This window comes from Candidatus Neomarinimicrobiota bacterium (assembly GCA_022560655.1).
In the GTDB taxonomy this organism is placed as follows: Bacteria; Fidelibacterota; Marinisomatia; order SCGC-AAA003-L08; family TS1B11; genus JADFSS01.
This window is the reverse complement of the sequence record JADFSS010000061.1, coordinates 1-13,515: the sequence shown is the minus strand read 5'-3', so window position 1 is coordinate 13,515 and position 13,515 is coordinate 1. Positions and strand designations below refer to the sequence as shown.

At 59.4% G+C, this 13,515-nt stretch carries 11 protein-coding genes; 7 read left to right on the top strand and 4 right to left on the bottom strand.

All coding sequences use genetic code 11. The features are described from left to right. Positions 1–704: PDZ domain-containing protein (locus IH971_08945; protein MCH7497965.1), on the bottom strand; the 704-nt coding region annotated here is incomplete at its 3' end. A gap of 509 nt (positions 705–1,213) precedes the next feature. On the opposite strand from IH971_08945, the gene IH971_08940 reads away from it, so the two are divergent. Next, positions 1,214–2,488 (top strand): T9SS type A sorting domain-containing protein, encoded by a 1,275-nt coding sequence (locus tag IH971_08940; GenBank protein MCH7497964.1) that lies wholly within the window; start codon positions 1,214–1,216, stop codon positions 2,486–2,488. A gap of 95 nt (positions 2,489–2,583) precedes the next feature. On the opposite strand, the gene IH971_08935 is transcribed toward IH971_08940, so the two are convergent. Continuing rightward, entirely contained in the window at positions 2,584–3,651 is a 1,068-nt protein-coding gene (locus tag IH971_08935; protein MCH7497963.1) for a fatty acid desaturase, read from the bottom strand. 328 nt (positions 3,652–3,979) lie between these two features. Between IH971_08935 and IH971_08930 the strand changes: the two genes are divergently transcribed. Further along, positions 3,980–4,393, top strand: coding sequence for a hypothetical protein (locus IH971_08930; protein MCH7497962.1), 414 nt, complete (start codon positions 3,980–3,982; stop codon positions 4,391–4,393). A gap of 245 nt (positions 4,394–4,638) precedes the next feature. Here the strand turns inward: IH971_08930 and IH971_08925 are convergent, their stop codons facing one another. Next, positions 4,639–5,325, bottom strand: coding sequence for a hypothetical protein (locus tag IH971_08925; protein ID MCH7497961.1), 687 nt, complete (start codon positions 5,323–5,325; stop codon positions 4,639–4,641). Between the two features lie 276 nt (positions 5,326–5,601). On the opposite strand from IH971_08925, the gene IH971_08920 reads away from it, so the two are divergent. The 4 genes from IH971_08920 to IH971_08905 all read left to right on the top strand — a co-directional run bounded on the left by IH971_08920 (position 5,602) and on the right by IH971_08905 (position 12,371). Further along, a complete protein-coding gene (locus tag IH971_08920) occupies positions 5,602–6,054 on the top strand; it encodes an Lrp/AsnC family transcriptional regulator (protein MCH7497960.1) in 453 nt (150 codons plus the stop codon). Positions 6,055–6,114: 60 nt separating this feature from the next. Next, positions 6,115–9,819, top strand: a complete 3,705-nt coding sequence (locus IH971_08915; protein MCH7497959.1) for a T9SS type A sorting domain-containing protein — start codon at positions 6,115–6,117, stop codon at positions 9,817–9,819. Positions 9,820–10,320: 501 nt separating this feature from the next. Continuing rightward, positions 10,321–10,833, top strand: coding sequence for a hypothetical protein (locus IH971_08910; protein ID MCH7497958.1), 513 nt, complete (start codon positions 10,321–10,323; stop codon positions 10,831–10,833). Then, positions 10,830–12,371: a DUF342 domain-containing protein gene (locus tag IH971_08905; protein ID MCH7497957.1), complete on the top strand. Its 1,542-nt coding sequence runs from the start codon at positions 10,830–10,832 to the stop codon at positions 12,369–12,371. Before IH971_08910 ends, IH971_08905 begins: the two co-directional genes overlap by 4 nt. A gap of 161 nt (positions 12,372–12,532) precedes the next feature. On the opposite strand, the gene IH971_08900 is transcribed toward IH971_08905, so the two are convergent. Beyond that, entirely contained in the window at positions 12,533–13,177 is a 645-nt protein-coding gene (locus tag IH971_08900) for a hypothetical protein (protein MCH7497956.1), read from the bottom strand. A 150-nt stretch (positions 13,178–13,327) separates the two neighbouring features. On the opposite strand from IH971_08900, the gene IH971_08895 reads away from it, so the two are divergent. Continuing rightward, positions 13,328–13,515: winged helix-turn-helix transcriptional regulator (locus IH971_08895; GenBank protein MCH7497955.1), on the top strand; the 188-nt coding region annotated here is incomplete at its 3' end.

The following is a 13,515-nucleotide window of genomic DNA, read 5'->3' as shown; positions in this document are numbered from 1 at the left end:
CGGTGGTAGGCAGTCACGCTGGGGGGCAACGCGGCGCCCAGGAAAGTGATCATCATCCATGCCAGCAGCACTACAGCCAGGCCCTGGGCCAGTGGGAGCAGCTTCTTCAGGGCCCAATCATTACGCCGGGGAAAAACAAAACTGAACCCCATGAACAGCACGGGCACCGCCGCGTTGGCAGCCAGATCAAGCAATTGAATGGCATGGCCTAAGCCCTTGGGGCCGATATCATAACTGGCCCAAGTGGACATGATCATGACAGCGGTGGCCATGCTAAGCCAATGAAATGATCGCGCCACGCTGTCACCTGGCCGTTTGACAAGCACTAGAATGGCCAGAAAGAAGTACAGTGCGGCGGCGAGTGATTGAACCGCCAGGTAACGCGCCGAATAAAATTTCCCCAGAGGTACCGTCGCTGAAAACGTAGCCTCATCCCGCTTGATTTTCAGCTCCACCAAGTCTCCGATCTTCTTGTGATCCGTGAGAAACTCCACATCGGCTGAGAAAGCTACGGCCTGGGCGTCGATAGAGATGATCAGGTCTTGGGGCTGGAGGTTGAAGCCAACTGCAGGGTCCGGCACCGCTAAAATCACAACCCTGCCGGACTCGGTGGCGTAATCGACCGGTAGCGCGGGCCTTATTGCTACCCGATACGCGCCGGGCACCGCCAACGCAATCAGGACCAGGTCGGCCAAAAGTATCATTGTACTGCCCCTGGTACTGGAAATCATTGCATCAATTTGGGTTATGAATGGCTGCTCGCGAGAATATAGTGATCATCAATCGATTCCGAACAGGACTATTTATGTTCATCACTGACCTAATTAGACGCCGAAAAATTCAGCCCCATCCAACCTCTGAGGGCAGGTCATAGCTACTAAGACTGATTTGCTCCCAAAGTATTCCCCTATTGCCTCACCCCTAAAACATTTGCACCTGTCCGGACCCGGAGTTTTCAGCCCCCAAGTCAATGACAAAAGTTTGACGAACCTTTGATAATTCAGTGATGACGCGGACCTGCAAGTCCAGTAATTTTGATCAGGAAAGATAATCACCTAATTATTAACTCGATACTCTCATGCGACTCTTGACCTAATGCCAGGGGCTTCTGCGGTCGTTGGATGCGGCGAGCTCTGCTCCCAATGCGACCCCAACCCAGATGGGCCGACAGTCTGGGGAAGCACAATCCTAAGACTCAAACAGGGGTGACGCCATGAACAGAAAATCTGCTAAACTTGCACTGCTACTGGTGGGTATTCCCCTTGCCAGCATCGAGACCCGCGCCCAGTGGGTGTTGACCAACGCTCCGGAAGGTGTCTACGTATATGCGTTTGCTACAAGCGGCACCAATGTCTTTGCCGGATCGGATACCAGCGCTTTAGCCGACCTAGGTGGCAGTGTCTTTCTTTCCACCGACAGCGGGGCGAATTGGACCAACTCCAGCGCCGGCATTACAGCTCCCGAGGTTCGGGCACTGGCCGTCAGTGACACGAACATTTATGCCGGAACCTGGGGTGGCGGGGTCTACCTATCGACCGATAACGCGGCCACCTGGAATCAGTCAAGTACCGGCATGACCGATAGTATCGTTACGGCCTTGGCTGTCAGCGGCGGGATGATCTTTGCTGGGACCTATGGTGGCGGGGTCTACCTGTCGACTGATAACGCGGCCACCTGGACCGCCAGCACCACCGGATTGACAAATACTAACGTTTGGTCCCTTGCCATCAGCGGCTCTAAGATTTTTGCCGGGACCGATGGCGGCGGCGTATTTCTTTCCACCGACAATGGGGCGAACTGGATGGCGGTCAATACCGGCTTGCCAAGCCCACTTTGGGGCGTGCGACTTGCCATCAGCGGCACGAATATCTTCGCCGGTGCTCAGGGCGGAGTCTTTCTCTCGACCGATAACGGAGCGAACTGGACAGACGTGAGTAACGGGTTGCCGAATCCTTGGGTATTCGACTTAGCCGTCAGCGATACCAATGTCTTTGCCTTAACCAATTGGGGAGAAGTGTCTCTTTCCACCGACAACGGGGCGAGCTGGAGCCTGGTCAACGAGGGACTGATGGATACTCTGGTTGAGGCCATTGCCGTGAGCGATTCATTTATCTTCGCTGGCGGTAGCTCCGGCAGTGGTATCTGGCGGCGTATGCTTCCCGAGATAATCGGAGTGGTGATAGCTGTGGAGGCGGCAGATCTCTTGCCCCCCAGATTCGACCTCGCCCAGAACTACCCCAACCCCTTTAATCCGGCAACCACCTTACGATATGACCTCCCCCATGGGGCCCATGTCAGGCTGGTGATCTATGATCTACGCGGCAGAGAAGTGTCGAGGTTGATAGATGCACACGCGGGACCAGGCTACCGCCAGTTGAGCTGGGATGGCCAGGATCAGGCCGGCCGGGAGCTGCCTACAGGAATCTACATTGCCCGGCTGCTGACGCCCGAGTTCACCAAAACGATCAAGATGGTGCTGCTGAAATAGCCAAATCGCAGAGCAGCTACATGGAAACAAACGGAATGTAGCATACGGATGAATCCGGCAGCCCGGACGGGCCGGGAATAGAGTAGAGGCTGGGTTCAGCCGGTCTGGGCCTTGACCAGGTGCTTGATCTCGCGGAAGCCCACCAGGCGCTGTTCCATATCCCACCACAGGTTTAACCGGGCCGACTTGAAGCTTTTCCAGAACGTAAGGGTGGTGACTTTCTGAAAGAAGGGATTCTCCCGGTAGGCCTTCTGCAACAGGTAGTTGGGAATTTTCGGCGAGAGATGATGGATATGATGGAAGCCGATATTGCCGGTGAACCACCGCAGCACGCCGGGCAGTTTGTAGTAGGAACTGCCAAAGTGACTCATGGTGGCGTAGTCCCAATCCTCACTGGGGGCCCAGACGGCGCCCTCGTACTGATGCTGCACGTAGAACATCCAGACGCCCGCGCTGCCCGCCATGGCAAACATGGGCAGCTGGATGATGAGCACGGCCTTCAGCCCGATCCATAGCGACAGGCCGGTAATGGCCGCCAGCAGGGCGAGGTTAGTCCAGATAACGCTCCACTGCTCCCGCGAGCGCTGCTTTTTGATGCGGAACCGGTGCCACACCAGGAATATCCATAGCGGGCCGACGAGGAACATCACCAGCGGATGGCGGTAAAGGCGGTAGCCGAGCCGTTTGGCCCGTGAGGCAGCCAAGTATTCCTCCACCTTCATGGTCCACACATCGCCGCCGGTGCCCCGCTTGTTGAGGTCGCCGGAGTTGGCATGATGGATGGCGTGCTCGTAGCGCCAGCGGAAATAGGGGGTAAAGTTGAGCGTTGCCGTCACAAATCCCACGACCGTGTTGGCCCATTTTTGCTTGAAAAACGACCCGTGACCGCAGTCGTGATTGATGATGAAGATGCGGACCGACATGCCGGCCACAATGGGCATGAGCGCCAGGGTCAGCCAGTAGCTTACCGCCAGCGAATGGTACAGCAGCACCCACCCGATGACGTAGAGCGCAAGTGAATTGAAAAGCTGCCACAACGATTTGGGCAGCGTCGGCGCCCGGTACTTGGCGAGCCAATCATGCCAGGGGACCGCCTCCATCTGCAGCTTGAGATCAGCGAGGCTGTGGAAGCTTGTCTCGGACCGAGGGGACGTAACACTCATGTTGGCCGCTTTCAGTTGGAAATCTGTAAGACTCGGTTGTCAGCACTGGCAAATAAAATGTGCGCAGGCCGCTCACCCTGTAAGCGCGCAATTTATAAGCCCGGCGCCCAAGACGCAAGGGAGAGCGGGCCACTGAGCCGAAAATCCAGGTTTCAAGTTACGGAGCACGTGATGACAGACTCCTGATTATTTGTGGGAGGCGAAACCAGGGGTATTTCGCTGTGCAAGTGTAGACCAGACCCGGATCGAACCCAGGGACTCTGGCGGCATTGTAATTGCGAATTAAGTAATTTGTAATTAACTTACATGTCATTGAAAGGAACGCGACATGACTCAGGGACAGTTCGGCAGTAGTGAGATCTGGAAAATGATCGAAGAGGAATTAGGTAAGCACGGGATTGATTTAGAATCGCTGGCCGGCGATGATGCTGACCCGGCACGGGTAAAGGTCGTTTGTCTTTGCGGCGATCTCAGGGACACCGTACGCGAACTAGGGGCCAATGCGCGGGACCAGGTGGTTATGGTGCGTATCGATGAAGGGACCAAGGACGCCCTTGACGCCTGGGTCGAAACCGGAGCCGTGAAGAGCCGCTCCGAGGCGGCAGCGTTGTTCATTGCGGAGGGGCTGCAAGTGCGCTCCAAAGAGCACGAACAACTTCAGGATGCTTTGCGCGATGTTGAGGAGGCTAAGTCCCGGCTGAGGGAAAAGGCGCGAGATGTGCTGGGCGAGCAGAATTCTTGAAGCTTGTGAATAGTATTGGGATCTCCAACCTGCAGTTCCAGGGGGAGATCACGCTCTCTGCAATGACCACCTGAACCGCATTCGCGGGACCTGTCCGACGCCGCCTACATGGCGCTGTATGCGGCGGGGCGCCTGACTCAGGCACACCGAGGTGCGGATCCGCAGCTCAAGTACTCGTTTGATCTCTGATTAACGGAGTCGACAAAAGCCTGAGGGCTTCGCTGTGGGTCGCTCATCGGTGGATCCTAGTTGCCGCCTCGCTTGTCGTTGTCGACAAAGCCTTTGAACGACTCGGTAATGGCATTGTCAATGCTACTCTCGTCATCGGGGTTGGTAGGATCAAGGGCGGCGCCACTGTTCTTATCGATAAACCAGCTGTTCACGTCGACGGATAGGGTGACGTTGACCTGGCCGGTGGTGTCGGATATCACCAGGGGAGGATCGAACTCCACCCGTTGATTGGCGGTGCGCCGCGATTTGAACACGAAGGACGAATCGCCGTAGGTCCCCGCCACGACCACGGAATAGCGGTCACTGCCGCTCTCACCTTCGACAAAGTCAGGGTCGCCCACGTCCTCACCATCACCGGGCTTGTGGAGGCGGAAGGAGACCTTGTTGTACTCGCCCATGGGAATATCGATAGGCTCGAGGGTGTTCAGGGCGCCCGTGAGGTCCAGGTCCACCACGACTGCGTCGGACCTGAAGTCCAGCGAATCGCCGTCATCGACGCTGTGGAACTGAATCGTTTTCAGCAACAGCTTCGCGGAGCTGAGTGCCACGTGGCCCGACAGCGATTTGCTTAGCGCGGAGTTGTCACCCACCATAAAGCTGAGTGTGGCCGAGGCTGGTTCACCATTTCCGGCGGTGGGGGCATCACAACCGGCCAGGGCGATGATCAAACCAAGACCTGCCGATGAGATAAGCGCTTTCATGTCGGATTCCTCTCAAATAAATCTATGTGGGTGGTAAGTTAGCTCATTGCCAGCGCTGGAAATGTAACCGGGGTCACACACCCTTGAGTGATCAGCACAGTTAGGCCCCGCTGTCCACGTGGGCTGTAGAATAATGGGGGACGCGCCCGGGCAACCGGCCCCCACCCGCAACTCCGTGCCGAGACCGTATTTTGCAATATGTGCATAATTCATGCAAGTTTGTCGTTGTTATGACGGTAATTTTTGAAAATAATCACTACTTTGGAGGATAAGGCAATGCTAGATTCGAAAGACAGGAGTATCCTCAGAATGCTTCAAGTAGATGCCAGGCTTTCTCTTACCACCGTTGCGAAGCAGCTGGGGTTGGCCACCTCCACTATTCATGAGCGCGTGCGGAAAATGGAGGCGCGGGGGGACGTCTTGGGCTTTTACACCTGGATCAATCCGCGTGCGGTAGGCCTGAATATTCTCGCGTTCATCCAGGTACTGGTTGTGGGTGTGGAAAACGAGGTGCCGTTCATCAAACTCATTACCAGGCTGCCGGAGGTGGAAGCCTGTTACGATTTGACCGGCGAATGGTCCTACCTGCTCAAAGTGCGGACGCGTGATATAGAGGCGCTCTCGAAGTTCCGGCGCGACCATATCAATCCGGCTGCCGGGGTGGCGCGGACGAACACTTCCATTGCCATGACCCATTTCAAGGAGACCAGGACGCTGAACCTGGAGTAGCCGGCATCATGATTCGTGCTGCCGGGCCGCATCCAAATCTAGTTCAGGAGACAGACAAACATGCCGACCGGAATGAAGACCACGGCGCTGGGCGCCCTGCTGGGCACGCTGGTGGCCCTTTACCTCTATGCCTATCCCTGGACCGGACCAGCCTGGGGAGCCGCCGATGCGGTGGTGGATCCCCAGGAATTGCTCAGGGAACTGGGCCGTCAGATCGCGCAGCTGGATCCGGACGACCCGGAGGCCCAGCGGCTTAGCCGCGCCGTAGCGGGAATCCGCAAAAAGATGCAGCAGACCAAGCCGAAGGCCCAGGACCCGGGGGCCTTTCTCGAGGGGCTGGCACAGGTAAAGACGGGCGTTGACGGCGCCACGTACCCTGCAGGTTATAAGGTTTTGGAGCTGCGGATGGCCCTGCAGCGCTCGACAGGGGCACTCACCAAGGCCCAGGCACCCACCTGGGTGGAGCGCGGGCCGGGCAACGTGAGCGGGAGGGCCAGGGCAGTAGTGGTGGACCCCGCCGACCCCAGCGGCAATTCATGGTTTGTAGCCACGGTTGGCGGGGGCATCTGGTTTACGGCCGATGCGGGCGCCACCTGGACGCCCAAGACGCCGGAGCTCACGACGCAATCGACCACCACCCTGGCCATCAGCGCGTCCAATCCCGACGTGATCTATGTGGGCACCGGCATGGGCTACGGCCGGATTATCGACCTGTCCGGCAGCGGGGTGTGGAAATCGGTGGACCACGGCAATACCTGGAGCCAACTGCCCAACAGCGCCAAGGGCGAATTGCTGGGGGCCATCAACCGCATCGTGGTGGACCCCAACGACGAAAACGTGGTGCTGGTGGCCAGCAACAACAGCTATACCTACCTCTCTACCAAGGGGGGCAATCGTACCTCTGGAATCTTCCGCTCCTCGGATGGGGGCAGCAGCTGGACGAAGGTATTTGATCCCGACATTGTGTTCGGCGCTCAAACCGACAACCGGGTCCAGCAGATCATCAGCAACCCTCAGAACTTCAACACCCTCTACGCCACGGTCAATGAGATCGGGGTCGTCAAGTCGGTGGACGGTGGCTTGACGTGGAGCGTGTCGGTGGCGACACTGGCGGGCGCCTTTCTCAACGGGGTTCAAGAGGGGACTTACCAGGGCATCAGCACCCGCACAGAGATTGCCATCGCCCCCACCGACACCTCCCGGCTCTATGCGGCGGTGGAGCGCTGGGGGGGGATTGGCGACCTGTACATGACCACCGACGCCGGCGCCAACTGGGTCCTGGTGAACGATACGGGCAACGACCCCAACTGGTTCAATTCCTTTGGTCTTTCGGGTGCGTTGAGCTACGTGGCGGGCTGGTTTGACAATACCATTGCCGTACACCCCACCAATCCCAACGTGGTATTCGTCGGCGGGGTGAACACCTACCGCATGGACATCAATCCGGCGACCGCAGAACGGAGCACCACACCCATCGCCTGGAACTGGCCCAACTCACAGGGCCTCTCGTTCGCCCACGCCGATCACCACTTCCTGGCAACGATCATGGATACGGACGGCTCAGGGAACTTTCGCGTTCTGGACGCCAACGACGGCGGCCTGGCGGTATCACCGGACTCGGGCAACAGCTGGCAACAACTCACCGGCATGGTGAGCACCCAGCTATACGGCGTGGACAAGAAGCCGGGTGAGGACGTCTTCATCATCGGGATGCAGGACAACGGCACCTGGCGTTCGGGAGCCGATCCGACGGCCAGCTCCCCGTGGGTCAAGGACTGGGGCGGCGATGGGGTTGAGACCGTGTGGAACGCAGCCAACCCGGACCTCATTCTGGCCGGGACGCAGTGGGGCACGCTGATTCGCTCCACGGACGGCGGGAGCGGCTGGAGCGCGGTGGCCAGCGGCGCGACGGGCAATGGCCCGTTCATCACCAAGATCGCCGGGAGCAAGATCGATCCCGACCTGGTCTTCACCCTCAGCAGATTCGGTATCCACCGGTCCGATGATTTCGGCGCCAACTGGACCTTGACGCCCATAACGGGCAACTGGATTGGCAACCGCGCATTCGACAACGTCGAGATATCGGTGGCCAACCCGCAGGTCGTGTGGGCGACGTCCAAAATTGATTTTGACATACCGCGCGGCACCGGCGGCGGCGTCTACGTTTCCGCTGATGGGGGACTTAGCTTCACCGACATCTCCACCTCACTGCCGCGGTCGGTAAATGAATCGTCGGGGATTGGTACCAGCCCGCTTGACGAATCCACCGCATACCTCCTGTTTTCGGCCCCTGACAATCCGAAGATTCTCAAGACCACCAACCTGGGACTAACTTGGGAGGATATCTCCGGGTTTACCCCCTCATCCAGCACCAGCACTCGGGGACTGCCCAACGTGGCCTTTTTCGCGTTGCTGGTGATGCCGTTTGACAGCGACCAGATCTGGGCAGGCACCGAGATTGGCCTGTTCATCTCTCAGGACGGTGGTGCCAGCTGGGCATATGCCGACAATGGATTGCCGCAGGTCTCAATCTTCCAGCTGGCCATCGTCGATGAGACGGTGCTGGTAGCCACCTATGGCCGGGGCCTGTGGACAGCCACCTTGCCGGAGCTAGCGGGTTACAGTCCTCCCACAGTGACCCTCGCTCCCAGGCTGAGCCAGCCCGCCCAGCTGCCCAACGGCCTGGTGGCTACAACCCTTGATATGCGCTCGGCCTACGACTCGACCACAGTGTTCGTCAATGGGGCGGCCGCGTTCCGGCTGGGCGCCAATGCGGCGGCCAAGGACACCGCGCTTCTCTATGCCGCCGGCGGCGAAGAGACGCTGATCATAGAGGCCCGGTCATTCAAGGACGGCAGGAGTTACAGCACGCCGTCCTACGTGGTGATCATCCGGCCGCTCTCCATCGTGGCCCAATACGGCGCCAACTTTAACTTCGGCGATAGCGGCGATTTCTTCGGCACCGGATTCTCGGTGACCACCGCCACCGGCTTCACATCCGGCGCCATTCACACGGCGCACCCCTATCCACAGGCAACGCAGCTGACCTATCAGCTGGGCGCTTCCATCATAGTGGCGGAGCAGAGCGAGGCGGTCATGACCTTCGATGAGATCGTGCTGGTTGAGGAGGGCATTGTCAGCGATTACCTCAACGCCAATTTCTTTGACTTTGTGATCGTGGAGGGTACTACGGATGGGGTCGACTGGCGGCCGCTGGTGGACGGCTATGACTCACGGGCAGCCGCCATCTGGACCGCCGCCTACAACGCCAACATCGTGGGTATCAATTCGGTGACCCCCGGAACGGAGTCGCTCTACCTGACGCGGACCATCAACTTCACCGACACATTCAGTGCGCAGGACACGATTGCCATCCGCTTCCGGCTGTTCTCCGACCCGCTGGCAGTAGGCTGGGGCTGGGCCATCGACAACCTCCAAATCCAGGGGGGCACCCTAGGCACGGGGGACGTGGCAGCTGGCCTGCCCACTAAGTTTGAACTGCGGCAGAACTATCCCAATCCGTTCAATCCGAGCACGGTCATCAGTTTTGACCTCCCCCAGCCTGCAGAGGTGCGGATCACAGTTTATGATCTGGGCGGCCGATTGGTTCGGGTATTGACCAGCGGTGTCACCGAGGCGGGCAACCATGAACTCATTTGGTCGGGGCTAGACCACAGTGGCCGGAGGGTCCCGTCAGGGGTTTACCTGGCACGGCTGACGTCTGCACAGTATACCCAGTCGATCAAGATGGTGTTCCTGAAATAGCCTTGCCCCCCAGCGTGGGGGCGCTGACGCTCTGAAGTAAGGCGCGGGATCCGCTGCCCGGGTGTGCTGCCACCCCCACGGCCCGCCCCACGTGTCAGACCGGGATAGGCGGTCGATGACGACCAGGTCGCTGCTTGTCCCGGCCTGCATCGGCGTCGAGCGTGGTCTGCGCTACCCCACTGTGAGGCAGCAGGCCGTTCAACTGGCTGCTTTACCCCCGGGTCTCAAGGTTGGATCGTAATTGTCGCCATACAGATAGCGGCGGCGGCTTTGAAATAGGCTGACGGGCCGCTAAATTCCCGCACTTATTTCTTGGCCCGTTGATATGCCGTCAAGTCGTACCATCCAATCGCCCTCCGTGGGGACTGCCCAGGCCAGCCCCCTGCTGCCTACCGCGCCCTGGGATCACTGACGCCAGTGCCACTGAGACCTGTCTGCACGGGTACAGGCGCGTGGTACCGCCCCTGGCAAGCCACAGAAAGTACGGGGGGCTGACGCGCTATGGCTGCCGCTGAAACCGGTGGATTCAGTGTCCTCATTATGGATCGCGACAGGGCTACCCGCGACGCAATCCAAGGCCTGTGCGAGGTGTTGGGGATCACCTCGATTGTGACTTCAAGCCAGCCGATTGCGGTGAAGACCTACCGGGACAACCCCATCCTGGTGGTCTTTCTGGATGCAGAGATGGCCCAGTTGAATGCCAGAGTGCTGGCCCTGGAACTCGATCGGCTGGCTGCGGACCGGCAACGAAAGCGGCCACCGCTGGTCCTCCTGTACGAGAATCACGATATCCTATCCAATACCGGGCTGATCAAACTGCCCCTCTCCCGGCCCATGAAAAAGCCGGTGGCGCTGGCCGAGGTCTATGAGATCCTGGCGGCGGTTGGATTGATAGGCGCAGGGCCGCACGCGAAAAACGATGGGATTGACGCTGAAATCAGCGCATATAATACATTTCTGGCACAGACCGAGGCCATGCTGCGCAACATGGTAAAGGACTTCCTGGAGCCGTGAAACTGAGGGTTGAGGAGAAGATTCATCCGCTGGCAGGCGGCGTGCTTAAGGTACAGTTTGTCGACGGCGGCAGGGTTGTGCTGGCGCAGATCACCCAGGGCGAGGGCATAGCCAGCGAGATTTACGAGGCGCTCGACAGCCTGGGGATCAGATTTGGCGTACTGGATAAATGGGTGGACGAGATTGGCGGCGGCTACAGAGGAGAAGTCCCGGTGGCGGTGGCCGAGGTTTCGGTTTCGCCTGCGAAGATCGAGGGGCTCGACGACATGTTTGCACTCATCGATAGGCTGATTTCGTCGGGGGACTTCTCCAGCCTGGCTGGGCTGAACATCCTTGCGCGGGTGGAATCGGGCGACACGCTGCTCAAGATGCACACGCCGCCACAGACCGTCCTGAGGTATCCTGACGATGAGAGTCGTGTCCTGCGGAACGGCCATTTGAATGCCCGGATCCTGGCCGGGAGGAACACCACGGTCTCTGACGATGGGACCGAAATCAGCGCTGCCGTGGACGGCGTGGCGCACCAGAACCTTTATGGAGAGGTCTCGGTGCATCCCATGGAAAATATGTCGCGGGTAACCGCCCTTGACGGAAAGATCCGCCATGAAGCGGCCATCATGATCGAAGATGACGTGGAGGCGACTGCGCACGTGGTTACGAAGGGCGACATCCACATCAGTGGGACCGACTACGGGGCCCTGCTGCAGGCTGCCGGCAACATTCAGGTGAATGGCCTCACCGAGAACCGCGGTGGGGGCGCCAAGGCTTCGGTCCGAGCGGGGGGACATTTCAAGACATTCAAACTGCACAACACGCGGGTTATCACCGGCGGAAATCTGATCGTCGAGGCGGAAATCAGGGGCTGCGACATCGTCTGTGGGGGCACCCTCGCCTCGCCCACCCTGTCCGGTTCGCAGGTCAAGGTTGGACATCGGATCGTGGTGGGCGATATCAAAGACGATACCAGCATCCTGATGGGAATCCAATATCTCGATGAATCGGACTATGAGTCGAAACTGACAGTAGTGGGGCAGTATGAGGCGCGGATGGCGGACAGGCGCGCCGTCCTCAGCCTGGCGCAGGATACCATCACGGACGAATCCCGCAAGGTGTCCGAGCAGCTACGCAGGCTGAAGGACCCGAAACTATCGCCGACCCAGCGGACGAACGCCATGCGGATCCTGGCCAACCTCACCAAGCAGATTGAGACGACGCTGGAGACCTTCCGGGTAGCACTGGAAGCATTTGCCAGCGCGGGGCATGAGGTGCTGGACCGTCAGGCGCCCCTGGAATTCTACCGCCAAAGGCTGGAGGCGATGAGGCCGGAGATCATCGTTTGGGGCACGGTGGAGGCCGGCACAAAGATCGCCAGCGGTGCGCTGAAACTGACCTTCGCCGAGCCGGCCTCAAAGATCAGGATTACGGTCGACCCTGAGGCGGAGGAGCTGGTGACAGAGCCGCTGACGGTGTCCGAACCGTCCCAACCTGCAGACGAATCCCGCCTGCCCGACGCCCACCGCCCGACGCCTGCCCGCTGAAGAGGAACGGATCTCCGCACAGCAGGACAGGTGACCCGGGAAAGCGCAAAAAAATCGCCGAGCATACCCGGCGGCAGGGGGATTCCATTGCGGGCGGGGACCAGGCCGACGACTGAGGCGGCGGTCCGGATCGCCAGCGGGACAGACTCAGGCGGGGACGCCTAGCGGGGAGTGACGGAAGCGACCAGCAAGTACTGTCCCGGCAGCACGCGACCCTTGACACCCACCTGCCGAAAGTGCGAGTCGATGCCCAGGTAAGTTTTCTGGGCCTCGCCGTACTGCAGGTAGTGATAGATCTTGCCGTCGGAAGCCTGCAAGTGGTGCAGATGGCCCAGCTTGCAGCTGTGGGGCAGCTCGCCCACGTTGAGGCCACACTGGCACAGGTTGTAGCCGGTCAGGGAGACCTCCTCGCCAGCGGCTGAGCGGTAAGCGTCCAGGTCGATGCCTGGGGCCTTTTTCACCGCCGTCAGATCGTCGATGTGCAGTAGGGCGCCGTTGACCAGCAGCCTACCCTTGAGGTCCACGGCAGTGCCGGGTGCAATGCCTTGCAAGTGATCGCTGTTGCCAGGCGTCTCCAGAAAAGCGTAAACCCCGCTTTTGGCCACCAGAGCAAGCGCGCCCACGTTGCCCCGGAGTGACCGGTAGCCTGCAGACTCAACCTTGGCCGCATCGTAGAAGGTCTGGATGTCCACCACGATGCCGGTTTCGTGGAACTTGGTGACCTCACCGCCGGCGCCAGCGGATTGCAGCAGCGACCAAGAGCCTGCGATGACCATGACCAGCCAAAGGGCGCGAAACTTTTTCATGCGACGAATCCTCATGCTAGATGGGACAGTTTACCGCCGGCGGCGGGGAAAATCCACCGTTCAGGCTACAGTTGTACTGGTTGCAGGGACGGGGTGGAGCGGGAGAATTGTACTTGCAGGGTGTTGCCAGCCGGCATAAATTGGTAAGTGATCACTTACCATAACGCATTCAAAGCCCTTGCCGATCCCACCCGGCTGACCCTGATGGAGAAGTTGGCTACAACGCCTCAGGCTGTAGGGGTGCTGGCGAGGGGGATGGACGTCAGCCGGCCGGCTGTATCCCAGCATTTGCAGGTGCTGTGCCAGGCCCAACTGGCGCGCCGCGTCAAGGGGGGAAA